The following is a 20,259-nucleotide window of genomic DNA, read 5'->3' as shown; positions in this document are numbered from 1 at the left end:
AGCGCAGCGGACTCCGCCGTCGAAGACGGATAGCACCGCTCGATCATCTCGTCGAACCGGGCAATCACCTCAGCACGAGCAGCTTCATCGAACATGTGTTCGAGTATAGCCGCGCCCGGCGACAAGAGTCGGTCAGCGCAGCCTCGTTACGGCCAGGGCGCGCACAGCGGCGCGCAGGCGGGCCCGCGCGGCACGTGATCCCCCTCGACAATGTCGTTGTGCTGCGGGCTATCCGGGAATCCGGCCGCGGGATACCAATAGTCGTGGCAGACGTTCAAGTCCCACCCCTCCCGCTGCATGGCGGCGATCGGGCCCCCTGGCGACATGTGGTCGTTCGGATCCGGATGGCCCGGGCACCAGGTGAAGTGGTTCAGCGGCGCCGGGGCGGGTTGTGCCACGGCCGCACCTCCGGCGAGACCGACGCCCGCCACCGCGAGGCCGCCCGAAAGGAGCGCCCCGGCAACGGCCTTCTTCAGTGTGTGCATGACGGCAGGCTAGCGAGGGGCGCATGCGAAATTCTTGCGGCTACGGGCCCGGCCGCCGGCTGACGAACTCGCGGCGCACACCAGAGAGCGGGTCGACGAACTCGATGCGCTGCGCCAGCAACCGCAGCGGCGCGCTGAAGTCGTCGGGGGCAACGTCGATGACGTTCGGGTACAACGGATCACCCTCGATCGGCACGCCCAGCGAGGCCATGTGCACCCGCAGCTGATGGGTGCGTCCGGTGCGCGGCGTCAGCCGATATACGCCATCGGCAAGCAGCTCCACCAACGTCTCCGCGTTCGGCGCACCCGGCTCGCAGAAGGCCTGCAAAACGCCGCGGCGCTTGACGATTCGGCTGCGCACCACCCGCGGCAGCACCAAAGCGGGGTCGACGGCGGCGCGCGCCAAATAAACCTTGCTGACCAAACCTCGGGAAAACATCGTCTGGTAGGCGCCGCGCACCTCGCGCCGGGTCGTGAACAGCAGCACTCCGGCCGTCAGCCGGTCGAGCCGATGCGCCGGGCTCAGGTCGGGCAACCCCAGTTCGCGGCGCAGCCGCACCAGCGCCGTCTGCGCGACGTGCCGGCCGCGCGGCATGGTGGCCAAAAAATGCGGCTTGTCGACGACCACGATGTCGTCGTCTTGATGCAGCACCGGAATCTCATAGGGCACCGGCACCTCGTCGCGCAGCTGGCGATAGAGGTAGACGAAAGAACCCGCCGGCAGCACCGTCGTCTCGTCAACCGGGTCGCCGTCGGCGTCGACAACCTCGCTGGCCGGCGCGCCGAACCGGGCGGTCAGCTCGGCCAGCACCGGACCGCCGCTCAGCCGCACCCGGGCCGGGCCGAGCCCGTCGCGCACAGGGAGGGGCGCCGGCCTCAACGTCGCCTCAACTCAGCGGTACCGGCTCGAGGATCTCGGCGCGCGCCTCGGGTGCGCTGGCGCGCAATTCGTCCGCCGACACGTCGTCGGGCTGGGCCTGCGACAGAATTTCGGCCTCCACCCGCGCGGTGTAATTGGCGACCTCGCGGTCGACGTCCGCGGCGGACCACCCCAGCACGGGCGCCACCACGTCGGCCACTTCGCGGGCGCAATCGACGCCGCGGTGCGAGTACTCGATGGAGATGCGCATCCGGCGCGCAAGGACGTCCTCCAGGTGCAGGGCCCCCTCGGCGGTGACGGCGTAGAGGGCCTCGACCCTCAGGTAGCCGGGCGCCTCCTTGATCGGGCTGAGCAGGTCGGGAGACTCGGCGGCCAGCTCCAGGACCTCGCCGATCAGCGACCCGTAGCGGTCCAGCAGGTGGCGCACCCGGTACGGGTGCAGGCCCTTCAGCGTGCCGACGTGTTCGACCTGGTTGACCAGCGCGAAATAGCCGTCGGCGCCGAGCAGGCTGACCTTCTCGGTGATCGACGGGGCCACCCGGGCAGGAACGAACTGGGCCGCGGCGTCGATCGCGTCGGCGGCCATCACCCGGTAGGTGGTGTACTTGCCGCCGGCGATCGCGACCAGGCCGGGCGCGGGCACCGCGACCGCATGCTCGCGGGACAGCTTGGACGTCTCCTCGCTCTCGCCGGCCAGCAGCGGCCGCAGCCCGGCGTATACGCCGTCGATATCGGCGTGCGTCAGCGGCGTGGCCAGCACGGTGTTGACGGTCCCGAGGATGTAGTCGATGTCGGCCTTGGTGGCCGCGGGGTGGGCGAGGTCGAGATTCCAGTCGGTGTCGGTGGTTCCGATGATCCAGTGGCTGCCCCACGGTATGACGAACATCACCGACTTCTCGGTGCGCAGGATGATCGCGACGTCGCTGACGATCCGGTCGCGCGGCACCACGACGTGTACGCCCTTGGACGCGCGGACCTGAAACCGCCCGCGCTGCTTGGACAGCGCCTGAATCTCGTCGGTCCACACCCCGGTGGCGTTGACGACGACGTGGCCGCGGACCTCGGTGATCGAGCCGTCCTCGGAGTCGCGGACCCGCACGCCGGTCACCCGGTCGCCCTCGCGCAGCAGCGCGACCACCTGGGTGGAGGACCGCACCACCGCGCCGTAGTGGGCGGCGGTGCGCGCGACCGTCATGGTGTGGCGGGCGTCGTCGACGACGGTGTCGTAGTAGCGGATCCCGCCGATCAACGACGTGCGCTTGAGGCCCGGGCTCAGCCGCAACGCGCCGGCACGGGTCAAATGCTTTTGCGCCGGAACGGATTTCGCGCCGCCCAGGCGGTCGTAGAGGAAGATGCCGGCGGCGGTGTAGGGACGTTCCCAGACCCGATGGGTCAGCGGGAACAGAAATGGCATCGGCTTGACCAGATGCGGCGCCAGCTTGGTCAGCGACAGCTCGCGCTCGTGCAGCGCCTCGCGGACGAGGCCGAACTCGAGCTGCTCGAGGTACCGCAGCCCGCCGTGGAACATCTTCGACGACCGGCTCGACGTGCCCGAGGCGAAATCGCGCGCCTCGACCAGCGCCACCTTGAGCCCGCGCGTGGCGGCGTCCAGCGCGCATCCCGAGCCCACCACGCCGCCGCCGATCACCACCACGTCGAACTGCTCGGCGCCGAGGCGCTCCCAGGCGACGGTGCGGTGCTGCGGGCCCAGCGCGTCGATTGGGTCGGTCACAGCGGGGACTCCTGTCCGGTTACTCGTCGGTAGGTGTGCGGTTCCCAGGCTAGTGGCTAATCCAGATCGTCGTGGGCCATCAGCCGGCGCGCGGCCTCGGTGATCGAGCCGGACAGCGAGGGGTAAACGGCCAGCGTCTGCGCCAACTCGTTGACGGTAATGCGGTTGGTCACCGCCACGGCGATCGGCAGGATCAACTCGGAGGCGATCGGCGCCACCACCACGCCGCCGATCACCACGCCGGTGGACCGCCGGCAGAAGACCTTGACGAAGCCCTGCCGCAGGCCCGACATCTTGGCCCGCGCGTTGGTCCGCAGCGGCAGCATGATGGTGCGCGCCGGCACCGAACCGTCGTCGATCATCGATTGCGGCACCCCGACCGCGGCGATCTCCGGCCTGGTGAACACCGTCGCGGCGACCGTGCGCAACCGGATCGGGGTCACGCCCTCCCCCAGCGCGTGATACATCGCGATCCGGCCTTGCATGGCGGCCACCGACGCCAGCAGCAACAGCCCGGTGCAGTCGCCCGCGGCGTAGATCCCCGGCACCGAGGTGCGCGAAACCCGATCCACACTCAGGTAATTGCCCCGCCCGAGCTCGATGCCGACGCGCTCCAGGCCCAGGCCGCTGGTGTTGGGGACCGATCCGATGGTCATCAGGGCGTGGCTGCCCTCGACGGTCCGGCCGTCCGTCATCGTGACCAGCACCCCGGCCTCGGTGCGGGTGACCGACTCGGCGCGCGCGTTCTTGAACAGCTGCACCCCCCGTTCGGCGAACGACTCTTCGAGCACCAGCGCGGCGTCGGCGTCCTCGTAGGGCAGCACCCGGTCGCGGCTGGCCGCCACCGACACGCGCACGCCCAACTCGGTGTAGGCGTGCACGAACTCGGCGCCGGTCACCCCGGAGCCCACCACGACCAGGTGCTCGGGCAGCGCCTCCAGGTCGTAGAGCTGCCGCCAGGTCAGGATCCGCTCGCCGTCGGGCCGGGCGGTCGGCAGGATCCGTGGGCTGGCGCCGGTGGCGATCAGCACGACGTCGGCCTCGTGCTCGCTGGAGGTGCCGTCCGAGGCGGTGGCCTTGATGCGGTGCTTGGCCAGGCCGGGCGTGGGGTCGACGAGCTCGCCGCGGCCCGCGACCACCTCGACGCCCACGGCGAGCAGCTGGGCGGTGATGTCCGCCGACTGCTCGGTGGCGAGCCGTTTGACCCGGGCGTGGATCTGCGGCAACGAGATCTTGGCGTCCTCGAAGTCGATGTCGAAGCCCAGCCGGGGCGCGCGGCGCAGTTCGGTGCGCAGCCCGGTGGAGGCGATGAACGTCTTGGACGGCACGCAGTCGTCGAGCACGGCCGCCCCGCCGACGCCGTCGGAGTCGATCACGGTGACGTGCGTCGTGTCCGGATGGGAGGTGGCGGCGACCAGCGCGGCTTCGTAACCGGCCGGCCCTCCCCCGAGGATGACAATGCGGGTCACCACGGTCCCTAACCTATCCCGGAGACGATGCGCGCCGCAGCGCGGCGCGAGGAGGAGCCGGGCCATCGGGCCCGGGGCGGCGGGGACCCCGCGAATCGCTCGGGTGAATACCGCGCGAGCATGCGACGTCTAAGCTTTCCCCGTGCCGCTATACGCCGCGTACGGGTCGAACATGGATCCCGAGCAGATGCTCAAGCGCGCGCCGCACTCGCCGATGGCCGGAACTGGCTGGCTGCACGGGTGGCGGTTGACGTTCGGCGGGGAGGACATCGGCTGGGAAGGGGCCCTCGCGACGATCGTCGAGGACCCGCAATCGAAGGTGTTCGTCGTCCTCTACGACATGACGCCGGCCGACGAGATCAACCTCGACCGCTGGGAGGGCTCGGAGTTCGGGGTCCACAAGAAGATCCGCTGCCGGGTGGAGCGCATCTCGTCGGACACCACCACCGACCCCGTGCTGGCATGGCTGTACGTGCTGGACGCCTGGGAGGGCGGCCTGCCGTCGGCGCGTTACCTCGGCGTGATGGCCGACGCGGCCGAAATCGCCGGCGCGCCAGAGGATTACGTGCACGATCTGCGGACCCGCCCGGCGCACAACATCGGCCCGGGGACCAGCGGCGCCTAGAACAGGGCCGCCTGCTCGACGACGTTGACCATCACGCGCAGCCCGATCGCCAGGGCCCGCTCGTCGAGGTCGAAGGTCGGCTGGTGCAGGTCCAGCTGCAGTCCCTCGCCCGACCACACCCCCAGCCGGGCCATCGCGCCGGGAATCTCCTCCAGATACCAGGAGAAATCCTCACCCCCGCCGGACTGGCGGGTGTCGGCCAGCGCGTCGGGGCCGACGGCCTCGATCGCGTGGGTCAGTATCCGCGTGGAGATGTCCTCGTTGACCACCGGCGGCACGCCGCGGCGGTATTGCAGCGTGTGCTCGATCGCCAGCGGGGACAGCAGCGCGGACACGGTCTCGCGGATGACCTCCTCGAGCGCGATCCAGGTCTGCCGGCTCGCGGTGCGCACGGTGCCGGCCAGCACGCCGGTTTGCGGGATCGCGTTGGGAGCCACGCCCGCGTTCACCGCGCCCCACACCAACACCGTGCTGTTGCGTGGGTCGATGCGGCGCGACAGCACCCCCGGCAGCCCGGTGATCAGCGTGCCCAGGCCGTAGACCAGGTCGGCGGTCAGGTGCGGGCGCGACGTGTGCCCGCCGGGCGAATACAGCGTGATCTCCATCTGGTCCGCCGCCGAGGTGATCGGGCCCTGCCGGACCGCGATCTTGCCGACCTCGAGGCGCGGATCGCAGTGCAGGGCGAAGATCCGCGACACCCCCGACAGCGCCCCGGCGGCGATGGCGTCGATCGCCCCACCCGGCATCAACTCCTCGGCGGCCTGGAAGATCAGCCGCACCCCAACCGGCAGCTCCGGCACGGAGCTCAGCGCCAGCGCCGTACCCAGCAGGATCGCGGTGTGCGCGTCGTGCCCACAGGCGTGCGCGACGTTGGGCATCGTCGAGGCGTACGGCGCCCCGGTCAGCTCGGCCATCGGCAGCGCGTCCATGTCGGCCCGCAGCGCGATCCTGGGCTCGTGCTCGGGACCCATGTCGCAGATCAGCCCGGTCCCCGGCAGCAGCTTCGGCTTCAGCCCCGCATCGACCAGCCGCTCGGCGACGAACTGCGTGGTGGCGAACTCCTGCCGGCCCAACTCCGGGTAGCGATGGATGTGTCGGCGCCACTCGACCAGGTCCTGGTGGTGCGCGGCCAACCACGATTCGGCGGTGTCGACGAGGCTCATGCGCGCGCCCCGCCGGGTCTGCGCTCCTGCGCGGCCAGCACCCGGTCGCGCTGTTCGGGGGCCTGGGCGAGCTGAACCACCGTGCGCGCCAACATGATCGCGCCGTCGACGACGGCGCGGTCCGCGCTGGGGCCGGCGGCCGCCGCCGCGAAGGCGCGCTGGTGCACGGTGGCGCCGCCCGCGTCGACCCCGACCACCGGATGGATGCCCGGGAGGACCTGCGTCACGTTGCCCATGTCGGTGCTGCCCATCGGCAACGCCGCCTCGTACTCGCGGGCCACCGGCTCGCGGCCGAGCCGGCGCATCTCCTCCCGGAAGACATCGGACAGCCACTCGTCGGGCTTTAGTTCGTCGTATGCGGGCGCCGGATTGTCGATTTCGTACTCGCAGCCGGTGGCCAGCGCACCCGCCGCGAAGCACGCGTACATCCTGCCCTCCAGCTGTCTCAGCGAATCCGACTCGACCGCTCGCATCGCATACTGCAGCGCCGCGTGCCCGGGGATCACGTTGACCGCCTGCCCGCCGTCGGTGACGATCCCGTGCACGAGTTGGCCGGGCGCCAGTTGCTGCCGCAACAGTCCGACGGCCACCTGCGCGACGGTGACGGCGTCGGCGGCGTTGACCCCCTGATGCGGCGCGACGGCAGCATGGGATTCCTTGCCACGGTAGTGCACGGTCGCTTCCGAGAGCGCGAGCGAGCGGGCCGCCGCGATGTCGGCGGGCCCGGGATGCAGCATCACCGCCGCCGCGACGTCGTCGAACACCCCGGCGCGCAGCAGCAGCGCCTTGCCGCCGCCGGCCTCCTCGGCGGGGGTGCCGATCAGGGCCACCCGCAGGCCCAGGTCGTCGGCCACCTCGGCCAGCGCCAGCGCGGTGCCCACCGCCGACGCCGCGATGATGTTGTGCCCGCACGCGTGCCCGATTTCGGGCAGCGCGTCGTACTCGGCGCACACCCCGACGGTCAGCGGTCCGCTGCCGAAGTCGGCGCGGAAGGCGGTGTCCAGCCCGCCGGCGGAGGCGGTGATCTCGAAACCGCGCTCGGCGACCAGCGCCTGGGCCTTGGCGCAGCTGCGATGCTCGGCGAACGCGAGCTCCGGCTCGGCGTGGATGGCGTGGGACAACTCGACGAGGTCGGCGCCCCGTCGTCGCACGACGTCCTCGACGCTGACCAACGGGTCGTCTAACGAGCGAGCGGGCATCTTCGCAGTATCTCACCGCCCCGAGCGCCACCCGGAAAACCAAACCGTTTCGCCAGTTTCAGGCCTACAACTGGACTTAAAGTATGTAATTCTGCTATCTATATGACGTCCAGTCAAAAATGTGGCCGAAGCAGAAGGAACCCACTGATGAGTTTTTTGGTGTTGCCCCCCGAGATCAACTCGTTGCGGATGTTCGTCGGAGCGGGGTCGGCACCCATGCTAGAGGCCGCGGCCGCCTGGGACGGCCTGGCCTCCGAGCTCGCGTCGGCGGCGTCGTCGTTCGCATCCGTGACCTCTGAGCTGACCGGTCAGGCGTGGCAGGGCCCGGCGGCGGCGGCGATGATGGCGGCGGCCACCCCCTACGCCGGCTTCCTGAGCGCGGCCGCCACCCAGGCGCAGAACGCGTCGGCGCAGGCCCAGGCCGTCGCCGCGGTGTTCGAGTCCTCGTTGGCGGCGACGGTGCACCCGGTGATGGTCGCGTCCAACCGCAGCGACCTGGTGTCCCTGGTGATGTCGAACCTGTTCGGCCAGAACGCCCCCGCGATCGCGGCCACCGAGGCCGAGTACGAGCAGATGTGGGCCCAAGACGTGGCCGCGATGGTCGACTATCACGCCGGCGCGTCGGCCGCGGCGACCCAGCTCGCGGCGTCCGGCCCGCTGGAATTCATCGAACAAAACATCTTCAAGCCGCTGGAAGCCCTGCCTGGCATCAATTTCGCGGGCATCGGCAACTCGCACCTGATCACCCTGGGCATCGGGAACTCGCAGTCCTGGAACCTGGGCAGCGGCAACCTGGGTGAGCTCAACCTGGGCAGCGGCAATATCGGCAACGTGAACCTGGGCAGCGGCAACTTCGGCCACTGGGACCTGGGCAGCGGCAACATCGGCAGCTTCAACTTCGGCAGCGGCAACACCGGCGGCTTCAACCTGGGCTTCGGCAACAACGGCGGCTACAACCTGGGCTTCGGCAACCTCGGCAGCAACAACTTCGGCCTCGGCAACCTGGGCTCGGGAAACTTCGGATTCGGCAACACGGGCACGGGCAACATCGGCATCGGGCTCACCGGCGACCACCAGATCGGTTTCGGCGGCCTGAATTCCGGCCTCGGCAACATCGGGTTCGGCAACTCGGGCACCAACAACATCGGCTTCTTCAACTCGGGCAGCGGCAACATCGGCATCGGCAACTCGGGCCAGTTCAACTGGGGCGTGGGCAATTCGGGAGCCCTGACCGCGGGGTTGTTCAACTCCGGATCGAGCGACACCGGATTCTTCAACTCGGGTGACTACTGCACCGGCGCCTTCAACGCGGGCAACTACAACACCGGCATCTTCAACTCGGGCAGCATCAACACCGGCCTGTTCAACTCCGGCGACCTGAACACCGGCGCGGGCAACCTGTTCACCGGCAGCGGCGCCAGTTCGGGTTTCGGCAACCTCGGCATCGGGAGCTCGGGCTTCAACAACGCCGGCGACTTCGCCTCCGGGGTCGGCAACACCGGCGACTATGTCTCGGGCTTCTTCAACGCAGGGATCAACGGCGCCGTGACCGGGACGCCGTCGGCCTTCGCCTCGGGTGTCAACGCGCTGCGCAGCCTCCTGGGCCTGTAGCGGCTACACCAGCCCGGCGATGAACCCCGCCGCCTGGCCGGGGTACGGCGGCACTTCGTACGCGTGGTGCGCGTCGCGGTCGCGACCGCCGACGACGCAGACCGGATCGCCGTCGCTGCACAGATCGATGGCGCGACCGGCCCAGGCGCCCGTCGACGACAGCGGCGTGTTGAAGCGATTGCCGGGATTGCCGAACACCGCAACCGCCCGCACCTTGTCGGCCAGGGCGGGATCCAGCGCGGGAGCCGATCCGAAGTTGCCGATGCGCTCGCCAAGGGGCGGCACCCCCGCCAGCATCGACACCGCCGCGGCGCCCTGGGAGAAGCCACCGAGCACCAGCCGCGTCGCGGGGCACTGCTGGGCCATCTGCGCGATATGGTCGCGCGCGTCGTTGGCGCCGTCGGCCGTCGTCAGGAAGTTGTAGCTGGCCGGATAGTTCACCGGGTACGCGTCGACGTGGCGCGCCCCGAGGGCCGGCTGCAGCGCGGCGAACAGCGCGTCGCCCACCGCCCCCAGGCCGGGCGGCTCGGCGGTCCCGCGGGCGAAGATGAGCTGGACATCGGGACACGGATCGGCCGCCGCCGCCGGCGCCCGGCCGCACGCGATCACGACCGCCGACACCGCAACGGCAACCACCAGAGGAAAATTCGACCACCCACGACGACGCATACGGCAGATCCTCACATACGCCGGGATAAGCTCGCCGACTGTGGCCGAACCCCTGCCCGATCCCGACGAGCTCGCACGGCGGGCGGCGCGGGCCATCGCCGAGCGCACCGGGGTTCCCGAGCACGACGTCGCCATCGTCCTCGGCTCGGGATGGCGGCCGGCGGTGGCCGCGCTCGGCCCCCCGACCGTCTCGCTGGCCCAGGCCGAGCTGCCCGGGTTCGCGCCGCCGACCGCCGTCGGGCACACCGGTGAGCTGTTGTCGGTGCGCATCGGAGCCCATCGGGTGCTGGTGCTGGTCGGTCGTGTCCACGCCTACGAGGGGCACGACCTGTGCCACGTCGTGCACGCGGTGCGGGCGGCCTGCGCGGCGGGCGTGCGGACGGTGGTGCTCACCAACGCGGCCGGCGCGCTGCGCCCCGACCTGGCGGTCGGCCGGCCGGTGCTGATCAGCGACCACCTGAACCTCACGGCGCGCTCACCGCTGGTCGGCCCGCAGTTCGTCGACATGACCGACGCCTACGCGCCGCGGTTGCGCGAGCTCGCCCGCGCCGCCGACCCGGAGCTGACCGAAGGCGTCTACGCCGGCCTGCCCGGGCCGAACTACGAGACGCCCGCGGAGATCCGGATGCTGCGGGTGCTGGGCGCCGACCTGGTCGGCATGTCGACGGTGCACGAGACCATCGCGGCCCGCGCGGCCGGCGCGGAGGTGCTGGGGGTGTCGCTGGTGACCAACATGGCCGCGGGGATCTCCGGAGAACCGTTGAGCCACAACGAGGTGCTGGCCGCCGGGACGGCCTCGGCCAGCCGGATGGGCGCGTTGCTGGCCGACGTGGTGGCCCGGCTGTGACGACGTGACGCCGGAGGAGTGGATCGCCCACGATCCCGACCCGACGACGGCCGCCGAGCTCGCCGCCCTGGATTCCGGCGAGCTGGCCGTGCGGTTCGCCCACCCGCTCGCCTTCGGCACCGCGGGGCTGCGCGGGCCGGTGCGCGGCGGGCCCGACGCGATGAACGTCGCGGTGGTGTCGCGCGCGACGTGGGCCGTCGCGCAGGTGCTGGCCGAACCGGGCCCGGTGATCGTCGGCCGCGACGCCCGGCACGGCTCGGCGGTGTTCGCCACCGTGGCCGCCGAAATCCTTGCCGCCGAAGGCTTTTCGGTGCTGCTGCTGCCGGGACCGGTGCCGACGCCGGTGGTCGCGTTCGCGGTGCGGCGCACCGGCGCGGCCGCCGGCGTGCAGATCACGGCGTCGCACAACCCGCCGGCCGACAACGGCTACAAGGTCTACTTCGAGGGCGGCATCCAGATCGTCTCCCCCACCGACCGCCGGATCGAGGCCGCGATGGCCGCGGCTCCCCCGGCCGACCAGATCGCCAGGCGCGCCGTGGAACCCGCCCACACCGACCTCGTCGAGCGGTATCTCGAGCGGGCGGCCGCGGTGCGCCGCGGTGCCGGGTCCGTGCGGGTCGGGCTGACACCGCTGCACGGCGTGGGCGGCGCGGTGGCGGTGGAGGCGTTGCGCCGCGCCGGATTTAACCAGGTGCACACGGTCGGGGCCCAGTTCGCGCCGGACCCCGACTTTCCCACCGTCGCCTTCCCCAACCCCGAGGAGCCCGGGGCCACCGACGCGCTGCTCGCGCTGGTCGAGGACACCCGCGCCGACGTCGCGATCGCGCTGGACCCCGACGCCGACCGCTGCGCCGTCGGCATCCCGACCGGGTCGGGTTGGCGGATGCTGTCCGGCGACGAAACCGGTTGGCTGCTGGGCGATTACATCTTGTCTCACGAAGGGCCCGGCACGCCCGTGGTGGCCAGCACCGTGGTGTCTTCGCGGATGCTGGCGTCGATCGCCGCCGAACACGGCGCCACCCACGTCGAGACCCTTACCGGCTTCAAGTGGCTGGCGCGCGCCGATTCGGGCGTCCAGGGCGGCAGGCTGGTCTACGCCTACGAGGAGGCGATCGGCCACTGCGTCGACCCGGATGCCGTGCGCGACAAGGACGGCATCAGCGCGGCGGTGCTGGTGTGCGACCTGGTGGCCGCGCTGAAGGACCGGGGCCGCTCGGTGCCCGACGCGCTCGACGACCTCGCCCGCCGCCACGGCGTGCACGACGTCGCCGCGGTGTCGCGCCGCGTCGCCGACGCCGGCGAGGCCGCCGAGCTGATGCGGCGGCTGCGGGCGGCGCCGCCGGCCCGGCTGGCCGGCTTTGCCGCCACAGTCACCGACATCACCGACGCGCTGATCTTCACCGGCGGCGACGGGCAAACCTCGGCGCGGGTGGTGGTGCGCCCGTCGGGCACCGAACCGAAACTGAAGTGCTACGCGGAGATTCGCTGCGCGCCGACGGACGACCTGGCCTCAGCCCGCGCCCGGGCCCGGGCGCTGCGCGACGAGCTGGTCTCGGACGTGCGGGGCTGGTGAGCTAGCGCGGCCCGAATTGGCGATCGCCGGCGTCGCCGAGGCCCGGCACGATGTAGGCGATCTCGTTGAGGCGGTCGTCGACGGCCACCGTGAAGAGCCGCGCGTTCGGCGCCGCTTTCTCAAGCGCCGCAACGCCTTCCGGCGCGGCCACCGCGCACAGCGCGGTGATGTCCGACGCGCCGCGCTGCCGTAGCAGCCCGATCGTGTGACACATCGAACCGCCGGTGGCCAGCATCGGGTCCAACACGATCACGGGCGCGGCGGTCAGGTCGTCCGGCAACGATTCGAGATATCCCGTCGCGCAATGGGTTTCCTCGTCGCGGGCCACGCCGACGAAGCCCACCCGCGCCTCCGGAAGCAGCTCCAGCGCGCGTTCGAGCATGCCCAGTCCCGCGCGCAGCACCGGCACCAGCAGGGGCGGGTCGGCCAGCCGCACGCCGACCGTCTCGGCAAGCGGCGTGCGAATGGGAAAGGTCTCGCGGGCGGCGTCGCGGGTGGCCTCGTAAATCAGCATCGCGGTCAGCTCCCGCAACCCGGCCCGGAAGTGCGCGTTGTCGGTGCGTTTGTCGCGCAGCGTCGTCAGCCGAGACAGGGCCAGCGGATGATCAATGACGCGCACGTCCATGGGATTTGACCCTATATAACGATTGCGAGTAGCAACGCCGACACGCTCGCTCGGCGCCGTCGGGCGGGCCGATCCGCCCATATACTCCCGGCGTGCTGAGCGCAATCAAAGGCCTGGCCGGCGCGGCGGCGTTGGCGGGACTGGCGATCGTCCCGTCGGCGCCGCGGGTCGAGCTCGCGGCGGCCGCGCTGCCGCAGCCCGCGCACGTGGTGATCGTGGTGGAAGAGAACCGCGCGGCGACCACGATCATCGGCAACAAGTCGGCGCCGTTCATCAACGCGCTGGCCGCGGGCGGGGCGAACATGGTGCAGTCGTTCGCCGAGGCGCATCCCAGCGAGCCCAACTACCTGGCGCTGTTCGCCGGCAGCACCCTTGGGGTGACCAAGGACTCGTGCCCGGTCGACGGCGGCGCCACCCCCAACCTGGCTTCCGAACTGCTGGCCGCCGGGTACAGCTTCGCCGGTTACGCCGAGGGCCTGCCCGCGCCGGGTTCGACGGTGTGCAGCGCCGGCAAGTACGCGCGAAAGCACGTGCCGTGGGCCAACTTCAGCAATGTGCCGGCCGCCAACTCGCTGCCGTTCTCGGCCTTCCCGATGGGCAACTACGCCGCGCTGCCGACGGTGGCGTTCGTCATTCCCAACAACGACGACAACATGCACGACGGCTCGATCGCGCAGGCCGACGCGTGGCTGAGCCGCGAGCTGTCGGGCTACGCCAACTGGGCGGTGGCCAACAACAGCCTGCTCATCGTGACGTGGGACGAGGACGACGGCGGCCCCCGCAACCAGATCCCGACCGTGATCTACGGCGCGCACGTGCAGCCGGGAAACTACAACGAGCAGATCAACCACTACAGCGTGCTGTCCACGCTGGAGCAGATGTACGGGCTGCCGAAGACCGGCTACGCGGCCGGCGCCGCGCCGATCGCGACGATCTGGGCCTAGATCGATTGCCCGGGGCCGGGTGGCCGCGCCGCCCGTCGCTATTGTGTGCCGCATGGCTGCTGACCTCGTGCCGATCCGCCTGAGCCTGTCCGCCGGTGACCGCTACACCGTGTGGGCGCCCCGCTGGCGCGACGCCGGAGACGAGTGGGAGGCGTTCCTGGGCAAGGACGAGGACCTGTACGCGTTCTCCTCCGTCGCCGACCTGGTCGCGTTCGTGCGCTCCGGCGCCGACAACGACCTGACGGACCACCCGGGCTGGGCGGACCTGACGTCGGCGCACGCGCACACCTTCGAGCCCGGCGAGGACCGGCAGTTCGATCTGGTCGTCGTCGAGGAACTGGTGTCGGAGAAGCCGACCGAGGAGTCGGTGAACGCGCTCGCCGGCGTGCTGGCGATCGTGTCGTCGATCGGATCGGTGTGCGAGCTGGCGCCGGTGTCGAAGTTCTTCAACGGCAACCCCAACCTGGGCACGGTGGCCGGCGGCATCGACACCTTCACCGGCAAGGCGGGCCAGAAGCGCTGGAACGCGATCGCCGAGGTGATCGGCCGCAGCTGGGACGACGTCCTCGCCTCGATCGAGGAGATCATCAGCACGCCCGAGGTCGACGAGGACGCGTCGGCCAAGGCCGCCGAGGAACTGGCCGAGGAGCGCGAAGAGCCCGAAGAGGAGGCCGAGGCCGACGAAGAGGAAGCCGTCCAGGACGAGGACACGGGCCTGGACGAAGACGACGCCGAAGACGAAGAGGTCGAAGAGGAAGAGCCACAGGAGGCCGAGGAGGAAACCCGCGCGCCCGGCGACACCGTGGTGCTGGGCGGCGACGAGGACTTCTGGGTGCAGGTCGGCATCGATCCGATCCGCATCATCACCAGCTCCGGGACGTTCTACACGCTGCGCTGCTACCTGGACGACCGGCCGATCTTCCTGGGCCGCAACGGGCGGATCAGCGTGTTCGGCTCGGAGCGGGCCCTGGCCCGCTACCTGGCCGACGAGCACGACCACGACCTGGCCGACCTGAGCACCTACGACGACATCCGCACGGCCGCCACGGACGGCTCACTGGCGGTGGACATCACCGACGAAAACATCTACGTGCTGAGCGGGCTGGCCGACGACTTCGCCGAGGGGCCCGACGCCGTGGACCGCGACCAGCTCGAGCTGGCCGTCGAGCTGCTCCGCGACATCGGCGACTACTCCGAGGAGAGCACGGTGGACAAGGCGCTGGACACCGCCCGGCCGCTGGGCAAGCTGGTGGGCCACGTGCTGGAGCCGGACTCGGTCGACAAGCCCACACCCCCGTACGCGGCCGCCGTGCGCGAGTGGGAGAAGTTGGAGCAGTTCGTCGACGGGCGGCTCCGGCGGGAGTAAGCCGCCAAAAAGGCGCGAAATGCGCCGCGTTTGACGGGCCACCGAGACTGCTCTTTACTGGCGCAGGTGTCGCTTCCCGGCATCGGCCCACTGCCCCTGTACGGATTCCAGCGTCCGGGCCTGCTGCTCTTCGGTCTGATCCCGCTGGCGCTGCTGGCCGTCTACGTCGTGGTGCAGGCCCGCCGCCGGCAGCGGCTGCGCCGCTTCACCGAGGCCGAGGTGCCGCAGTCGTGGTGGCGGCACGTTCCCATCGCGGTGGCGCTGCTGTCGCTGTTCCTGTTGACCGTCGCCCTGGCCACGCCCACGCACGACATGCGCATCCCGCGCAACCGCGCCTGCGTCGTGCTGATCATCGACATGTCGAACTCGATGCGCGCGACCGACGTCGAACCCAACCGGCTCAAGGCGGCCGAGCAGGCGGCCAGCCAGTTCGCCAGCCAGCTGACGCCGGGCATCAACCTCGGGCTGGTCGGCTTCGCGGGCACGCCCTACCTGCTGGTGCCGCCAACCCCGCAGCACGAGGCCACCCTCGAGGCCTTGAAGAAGCTCGAGTTCGCCGACGGGACGGCGACCGGGGAGGCGATCTTCACCGCGCTGCACGCGGTCGGCGCCGCGGCCATCACCGGCGGGGACACGCCGCCGCCCGCGCGGATCGTGCTGCTGTCCGACGGCGGCGAGAACAAGCCGACCGACCCCAGCGACCCGCACGACGGCGCCTTCACCGCGGCGCGGCTGGCCAAGGACCAGGGCGTGCCCATCTCGACGATCTCGTTCGGCACCAAGGGCGGGGAGATCGAGATGAACGGGCAGCGCGTCGCCGTCCCGGTGTCGACCGACCAGATGCGCAAGATCGCCCAGCTCTCCGGCGGGCAGTCCTACACCGCCACCAACATCGGCGAGCTGAACAAGAGCTACAACGCCATCGAGAACGACATCGGCTTCCGCACGGTGCCCGGCCCCGGCAGCGCCGGCTGGCTGCGCCTGGGCGTCGTCGTCGCGCTGATGGCGGCGGCGCTGGGGTTGCTGATCAACCGGCGCCTGCCGGTCTGAGCGATCAGGCGGGCAGCCGCCGGTTGAGGAACAGGCCGGCCAGGACGGCGCCCGCCAGCAGCACCGCGCCCAGCATCATCCAGGCCAGGCTGGCGTCGCCCTTGACGGTCTGGTAGCCGATCTGGCGCTGCAGCGTCGAATAGACGCTCTCCAGCGATTCCAGGCTGTCCGCGTGGAACGCCTGGCCGTCGGTGATCTTGGTGATCTCCTGCAGCGTCTGGTCGTCGACGGGGACCGGGATGGTGGCGCCCTCGTACTCGACGGTGCCGTAGGGCGTGCCGAAGGAGATCGTCGAGATCTGCACCTCCTCGGCCTTGGCGGCCCGCGCCGCGGTGAAGGCGCCCTGCGGCGCGTTGGGGTCCAGCGGCACGTTTTCGGCGCCGTCGGATTCCAGCACGATCCGCGCGGGTGGCGGCCCTTCGCCGCCGCCCATCACCGAGCCGACCGTGGCAATCGCCTGCAGCGCCGTGAAGATGCCCTCCCCCGTCGCGGTTTTCGGCGCCGGCTTCAACCCGTCGATCGCCGCCTTCACCGCGGCGCGGTTCGTCGTCGGCGACACCAGCAGCGAGGCGTTGGCGGCGAATTCGACCAGGCCCAGGTTGATGGCCGGCGTCAGCTCATCGGCGAATTTCTTGCCGGCCTCCTGCGCGGCGGCCAGCCGGTTGGGGGCGACGTCGGTGGACGCCATGGATTCCGAAACGTCGATGACCAGCACCACCACCGCCCGGTTGAGCGGAATCCGGATGTCCGACGTCGGCCCGGCCATGGCGGTGGTCAACAGCACCAGCGACGCGGCGAGCAGGATCGTCGGCACGTGCCGCCACCGGCCGGAGCGCAGCGGCGCGACCCGCTCCAGCACCTCCATGTTGGCGAACCGCAGCACCCGACGCCGACGGGCGAACTGCACCACGACGTAGATCCCGGTCAGCAGCGCCACGGCCAGCAGGAACAGGAAGAACCAGGCGTTCTGGAAGCCCGTCAGCGACACGGGTCCCAGCAGCGGCAGCTTCATGTCCAGCCACCCTATTCGTCAAACGACGAGGCTGCATGGACTCAGCCGGCGACCAGATCCCGGCGCTGGGTGAACTTGATGTCCAGGCTGCGCAAGTGGGTCTGTAGCCCGGCGTCCTGGATCGGGATCAGGTGGGCGGGCGTGTCCGTCTCGTTGTAGTGGGCGTGCCACATGCCCGGCGGGGTGGTGAAGGCGCCGCCGGCCTGCCACTCCACCCGGATCGGGTCGACGATGTCGCCGCGCTCGTCGAGGCGGGTGCCGAGCAGCGTGTAGCAGCCGCTCGGGGGCGCGTCGAGGATCAGGTCCAGCGCGACCGACTGGTGCCGGTGTGGGCGCTGCTCCTGCTGCGGGGGCAGCACGCCGAACATCGCCCACAGCACGTGGGTGATGGTCATCGTCTGCTCCTGGTTGGCGTTGGCCAGCAGCACGCTGACCCGGCTCTTCTCGTTGGCGCCCGGCCGGGCGGCGATCTCCTCCAGCTTCGCCACCGCGTCGGACCGGCAGAACTTGGTGGGACGGAACCGGGGCTGGGTGGCCGTCACGCCGAGGTAGCGCAGCAGGGGCTCGTCGTGCACCCAGTACATGACGGCCTCGGCGTCGGCGTAGAACACCGAATCGTTGCCGGCGGGCAGGGTCAGGAAGTCGCCCTTCTCCCACTTGACGAGCCGGCCGTTGATCGCCGCGAAGCCCCGCCCGTACAGGACGTAGTACAGCTGCGAGGTGGCGTTCGGGCAGGCGTCGATCTGCTCGCCGGCGCGGATGCGGACGAAGTTGGCCAGCAGGGCGGGGCTGGTCGCCGGCCCGGTGTCGATGCCGAGCTGCCCCGACAGGTCCAGCGGGAACACGCCCGTCGGCCGGTCGAGGTAGACCTCCGGACCGAAGCGGGTAATCGGAACCTGCGGGGCATGTCCGGACCCGATCGGGTTGGCGGCCTTCGAGTACTCGAAATAGCAGGCGTCGTCGGCCCAGTCTTCGAACCGGCCCTCGAAGCCGAACTCGGCGACGTTCGTCATGGGCGCGGGGACGGTCGGGTCCAGGTTTGGGACCACCGATTGGTCTGTTCCCAAGGTCGACATGGCAGAAATCCTTCGGCTAAGGTGCGTCTTGTACCTCTAACGTATCTCTCTTGTATCTCAGTGGTCAAGCGAGGGCCCGGCGGCGTTCGTTTGGTGTACCTTCATGGGACACATCTGGGATACGACTTAGCTGCAAGAAAGGCCTCAAAGACGGCATGGTGGCTGTAACCAACCCGCGCGCCGGCACGGCCAAGGACCGCGCCCTCGAGTACGTCAAGGCGCAGGTGCTCACCGGCCAGTTTCCGGGCGGGGAGTTGATCAGCGAGGGCGACGTCGCCGCAGCGCTGGGCATGTCGCGCACCCCGGTCCGCGAGGCGTTCCTCCGGCTGGAGGCCGAAGGCCTGCTGCGATTGTTTCCGCAGCGCGGCGCCCTCGTCGTCCCGGTGTCCCCCGACGAGGCCCGTTCCGTGATCGAGGCGCGGCTGATCCTGGAACAGTTCGCGACGACGAAGGTGGTGGCGCGCGGCCCCGCCGCCCGCGCCGCGGTGTACGAGCGGCTGTCGGGCGAGCTGGAGCGGCAACGCGACGCCGCCACGGCCGGCGACTGGCGCGAATTCCTGGACGCCGACCGCGCCTTTCACACGGTCACGCAGGAGGAATCCGGCAACGCCATCCTGGCCGGGTTCTACTCGTCGCTGCGGGACCGCCAGATGCGGATGATCGGCGAATCGGCGTTCGGCGACCCGGGCCGGATGACGACGATCATGGACGAGCACCGCGTCATCGCGGAGGCGCTGCGCGACGGCGACCTGCCGGGCGCGCTGAGCGCCGTCCAGAGCCACCTGGCCAGCACCGTGCGGGCGATCGGCATCACCGTCGATCCGCTGTCGCCTTAGCGATAAACATCAGCCCTACAGTGTCAGGACGCCGTCGCCGGCGGCGATCTGGTCGCGCGCTTCGGCCCGGGCGCGCCGCACGGCGTACCAGGAACCCTGGCTCAGCAACAACGCGTCGGTGCCGTCGTTCGGGACGGCTATCAGCCGGTGCCGCCGCGCGCCGAGCAGGCTGGTCAGCAGGGAGATCGGGGAGAGCGCGACGGCGACGCATCCCTCCAGCAACCCCGCGACGGCGGCCCACACCCTCCACAGGAACCAGTTCCACAGCAGGTCGAAGAGGAATTCCAAGACGACGTCGAGCACACCGTCGCCGGACCCGCCGGACGTGTCGTCCCAGCGCCAGTCGTGCCATTGCGGCGTCCAGAACAGGAACAGGTTCGGCTGGATCTTCATGGTGTACCTGGTCGGCGGCCTACCGCCCGGAGCGGGTTCGGATGGCGAACCCCCGGGTCCCGCGACTTGCCGCGCGACCAAGTCGAGGAACGCGTCGACCTCGTCCCGGTGGTATCCGCGCTTTCCGATGGGCGGCTTGGAGAAGGTGACGTCACGGATCTGCTCGGATGTGGGCGCTCCCCGGCCCGGATCCCGCAACGTCGCCTCCAGCCAGTCGAGAAACGCGTCGACCTGGTCCTCGTTGTAACCGCGTTTACCCGTGGGTGGCGGACCGAAGGCGACCTTGCGCACCTGCTCGGGATCCATGAGCAGAGTTTGTACCGCATCGAATTGTGTTACAAGCCGGGTGGTTCGGGGAACCCGCATTCCAAGACGGTGCCCGCAAGGGGCGCCGTAAAGACAACAGGAGCTGCAATGATCGGATCAATCATCCTGGCCATCATCGTGGGCGCGGTCATCGGTTTGGTGGCACGCCTGGTTATGCCGGGCAAACAGAACATCGGCATGATCATGACGGTCGTCCTCGGCGCCATCGGTGGTCTGATCGGCTCGGCCGTGGCCGCGCAGTTCGGATACCACAACGCCAACGGCGGGATCGCCTGGATTCCGTTCTTCGTCGGCGTCGCCGCAGCCGTCGTCCTGATCGCGATCTGGGAGGCCGTGACGGGCCGTCGCCACCGCACCGGGTTGCCGCGCTAGGCGCG

At 70.4% G+C, this 20,259-nt stretch carries 20 protein-coding genes; 9 read left to right on the top strand and 11 right to left on the bottom strand.

All coding sequences use genetic code 11. The annotated features are described in order from the left end of the window. Positions 1 to 146: 146 nt before the first annotated feature. The 4 genes from AWB92_RS13910 to AWB92_RS13895 are packed head-to-tail and all read right to left on the bottom strand — an operon-like array spanning position 147 to position 4,569. Positions 147 to 485: a hypothetical protein gene (locus AWB92_RS13910; protein ID WP_068187726.1), complete on the bottom strand. Its 339-nt coding sequence runs from the start codon at positions 483 to 485 to the stop codon at positions 147 to 149. A 40-nt stretch (positions 486 to 525) separates the two neighbouring features. Further along, complete coding sequence (locus AWB92_RS13905) at positions 526 to 1,365, bottom strand: pseudouridine synthase (protein WP_085186409.1); 840 nt, start codon at positions 1,363 to 1,365, stop codon at positions 526 to 528. 7 nt (positions 1,366 to 1,372) lie between these two features. Beyond that, positions 1,373 to 3,097 carry a glycerol-3-phosphate dehydrogenase/oxidase gene (locus AWB92_RS13900; protein ID WP_068113877.1) on the bottom strand — a complete coding sequence of 575 codons (1,725 nt, stop codon included), beginning with the start codon at positions 3,095 to 3,097 and terminating at the stop codon, positions 1,373 to 1,375. A gap of 56 nt (positions 3,098 to 3,153) precedes the next feature. Beyond that, positions 3,154 to 4,569 (bottom strand): NAD(P)H-quinone dehydrogenase, encoded by a 1,416-nt coding sequence (locus tag AWB92_RS13895; RefSeq protein ID WP_085186407.1) that lies wholly within the window; start codon positions 4,567 to 4,569, stop codon positions 3,154 to 3,156. Positions 4,570 to 4,708: 139 nt separating this feature from the next. Between AWB92_RS13895 and AWB92_RS13890 the strand changes: the two genes are divergently transcribed. Beyond that, entirely contained in the window at positions 4,709 to 5,191 is a 483-nt protein-coding gene (locus AWB92_RS13890; RefSeq protein ID WP_068187722.1) for a gamma-glutamylcyclotransferase, read from the top strand. Here AWB92_RS13890 and AWB92_RS13885 read toward each other — a convergent pair. Both AWB92_RS13885 and AWB92_RS13880 read right to left on the bottom strand, forming a co-directional pair. Next, a complete protein-coding gene (locus tag AWB92_RS13885) occupies positions 5,188 to 6,354 on the bottom strand; it encodes a M20 family metallopeptidase (protein WP_068187717.1) in 1,167 nt (388 codons plus the stop codon). The genes AWB92_RS13890 and AWB92_RS13885 overlap by 4 nt on opposite strands. Beyond that, entirely contained in the window at positions 6,351 to 7,553 is a 1,203-nt protein-coding gene (locus AWB92_RS13880) for a M20 family metallopeptidase (protein WP_085186406.1), read from the bottom strand. The genes AWB92_RS13885 and AWB92_RS13880 overlap by 4 nt, the downstream gene beginning before the upstream one ends. A 147-nt stretch (positions 7,554 to 7,700) precedes the next feature. Between AWB92_RS13880 and AWB92_RS13875 the strand changes: the two genes are divergently transcribed. Next, on the top strand, positions 7,701 to 9,164 hold the full coding sequence (locus AWB92_RS13875; protein WP_085186404.1) for a PPE family protein: 1,464 nt from the start codon (positions 7,701 to 7,703) through the stop codon (positions 9,162 to 9,164). Positions 9,165 to 9,167: 3 nt separating this feature from the next. Here AWB92_RS13875 and AWB92_RS13870 read toward each other — a convergent pair whose 3' ends face one another. Next, a complete protein-coding gene (locus AWB92_RS13870; RefSeq protein ID WP_193791402.1) occupies positions 9,168 to 9,785 on the bottom strand; it encodes a cutinase family protein in 618 nt (205 codons plus the stop codon). Between the two features lie 88 nt (positions 9,786 to 9,873). Here AWB92_RS13870 and AWB92_RS13865 point away from each other — a divergent pair, with 88 nt between their 5' ends. Further along, positions 9,874 to 10,680, top strand: coding sequence for a purine-nucleoside phosphorylase (locus tag AWB92_RS13865; RefSeq protein ID WP_085186400.1), 807 nt, complete (start codon positions 9,874 to 9,876; stop codon positions 10,678 to 10,680). A 4-nt stretch (positions 10,681 to 10,684) separates the two neighbouring features. Then, complete coding sequence (locus tag AWB92_RS13860; protein ID WP_085186398.1) at positions 10,685 to 12,253, top strand: phospho-sugar mutase; 1,569 nt, start codon at positions 10,685 to 10,687, stop codon at positions 12,251 to 12,253. A gap of 1 nt (position 12,254) precedes the next feature. On the opposite strand, the gene upp is transcribed toward AWB92_RS13860, so the two are convergent. Continuing rightward, on the bottom strand, positions 12,255 to 12,878 hold the full coding sequence (upp, locus tag AWB92_RS13855) for a uracil phosphoribosyltransferase (protein ID WP_085186396.1): 624 nt from the start codon (positions 12,876 to 12,878) through the stop codon (positions 12,255 to 12,257). 131 nt (positions 12,879 to 13,009) lie between these two features. Between upp and AWB92_RS13850 the strand changes: the two genes are divergently transcribed. From AWB92_RS13850 to AWB92_RS13840, 3 genes are all read left to right on the top strand, one after another. After that, positions 13,010 to 13,822 (top strand): alkaline phosphatase family protein, encoded by an 813-nt coding sequence (locus AWB92_RS13850; RefSeq protein ID WP_239645642.1) that lies wholly within the window; start codon positions 13,010 to 13,012, stop codon positions 13,820 to 13,822. A gap of 52 nt (positions 13,823 to 13,874) precedes the next feature. Beyond that, a complete protein-coding gene (locus AWB92_RS13845) occupies positions 13,875 to 15,188 on the top strand; it encodes a primosomal protein (protein ID WP_085186394.1) in 1,314 nt (437 codons plus the stop codon). Between the two features lie 66 nt (positions 15,189 to 15,254). Next, positions 15,255 to 16,238, top strand: coding sequence for a VWA domain-containing protein (locus tag AWB92_RS13840; RefSeq protein WP_085186392.1), 984 nt, complete (start codon positions 15,255 to 15,257; stop codon positions 16,236 to 16,238). A 4-nt stretch (positions 16,239 to 16,242) separates the two neighbouring features. On the opposite strand, the gene AWB92_RS13835 is transcribed toward AWB92_RS13840, so the two are convergent. Further along, positions 16,243 to 17,250, bottom strand: coding sequence for a VWA domain-containing protein (locus AWB92_RS13835; protein WP_085186390.1), 1,008 nt, complete (start codon positions 17,248 to 17,250; stop codon positions 16,243 to 16,245). 41 nt (positions 17,251 to 17,291) lie between these two features. Next, positions 17,292 to 18,326: a cupin gene (locus AWB92_RS13830; protein ID WP_085186389.1), complete on the bottom strand. Its 1,035-nt coding sequence runs from the start codon at positions 18,324 to 18,326 to the stop codon at positions 17,292 to 17,294. Positions 18,327 to 18,484: 158 nt separating this feature from the next. Here AWB92_RS13830 and AWB92_RS13825 point away from each other — a divergent pair, with 158 nt between their 5' ends. Further along, on the top strand, positions 18,485 to 19,162 hold the full coding sequence (locus AWB92_RS13825; protein ID WP_085186424.1) for a GntR family transcriptional regulator: 678 nt from the start codon (positions 18,485 to 18,487) through the stop codon (positions 19,160 to 19,162). A gap of 15 nt (positions 19,163 to 19,177) precedes the next feature. On the opposite strand, the gene AWB92_RS31055 is transcribed toward AWB92_RS13825, so the two are convergent. Further along, positions 19,178 to 19,861, bottom strand: a complete 684-nt coding sequence (locus AWB92_RS31055; RefSeq protein WP_172405457.1) for a DivIVA domain-containing protein — start codon at positions 19,859 to 19,861, stop codon at positions 19,178 to 19,180. Positions 19,862 to 19,969: 108 nt separating this feature from the next. Between AWB92_RS31055 and AWB92_RS13815 the strand changes: the two genes are divergently transcribed. After that, entirely contained in the window at positions 19,970 to 20,254 is a 285-nt protein-coding gene (locus AWB92_RS13815) for a GlsB/YeaQ/YmgE family stress response membrane protein (RefSeq protein ID WP_085186387.1), read from the top strand. Positions 20,255 to 20,259: the final 5 nt, after the last annotated feature.

Source organism: Mycobacterium sp. IEC1808, from assembly GCF_002101935.1.
Lineage (GTDB): Bacteria > Actinomycetota > Actinomycetes > Mycobacteriales > Mycobacteriaceae > Mycobacterium.
Note: the sequence above shows the minus strand (reverse complement) of the source record. Positions and strands in the feature narration are given on the sequence as shown.

Coding starts and splice junctions, on each gene's coding strand:
- AWB92_RS13880 (WP_085186406.1), bottom strand. CDS start 7,553: ATGCCCGCTCGCTCGTTAGACGACCCGTTGGTCAGCGTCGAGGACGTC.
- AWB92_RS31055 (WP_172405457.1), bottom strand. CDS start 19,861: ATGGATCCCGAGCAGGTGCGCAAGGTCGCCTTCGGTCCGCCACCCACG.
- AWB92_RS13910 (WP_068187726.1), bottom strand. CDS start 485: ATGCACACACTGAAGAAGGCCGTTGCCGGGGCGCTCCTTTCGGGCGGC.
- AWB92_RS13830 (WP_085186389.1), bottom strand. CDS start 18,326: ATGTCGACCTTGGGAACAGACCAATCGGTGGTCCCAAACCTGGACCCG.
- AWB92_RS13815 (WP_085186387.1), top strand. CDS start 19,970: ATGATCGGATCAATCATCCTGGCCATCATCGTGGGCGCGGTCATCGGT.
- AWB92_RS13835 (WP_085186390.1), bottom strand. CDS start 17,250: ATGAAGCTGCCGCTGCTGGGACCCGTGTCGCTGACGGGCTTCCAGAAC.
- AWB92_RS13875 (WP_085186404.1), top strand. CDS start 7,701: ATGAGTTTTTTGGTGTTGCCCCCCGAGATCAACTCGTTGCGGATGTTC.
- AWB92_RS13845 (WP_085186394.1), top strand. CDS start 13,875: ATGGCTGCTGACCTCGTGCCGATCCGCCTGAGCCTGTCCGCCGGTGAC.
- upp (WP_085186396.1), bottom strand. CDS start 12,878: ATGGACGTGCGCGTCATTGATCATCCGCTGGCCCTGTCTCGGCTGACG.
- AWB92_RS13885 (WP_068187717.1), bottom strand. CDS start 6,354: ATGAGCCTCGTCGACACCGCCGAATCGTGGTTGGCCGCGCACCACCAG.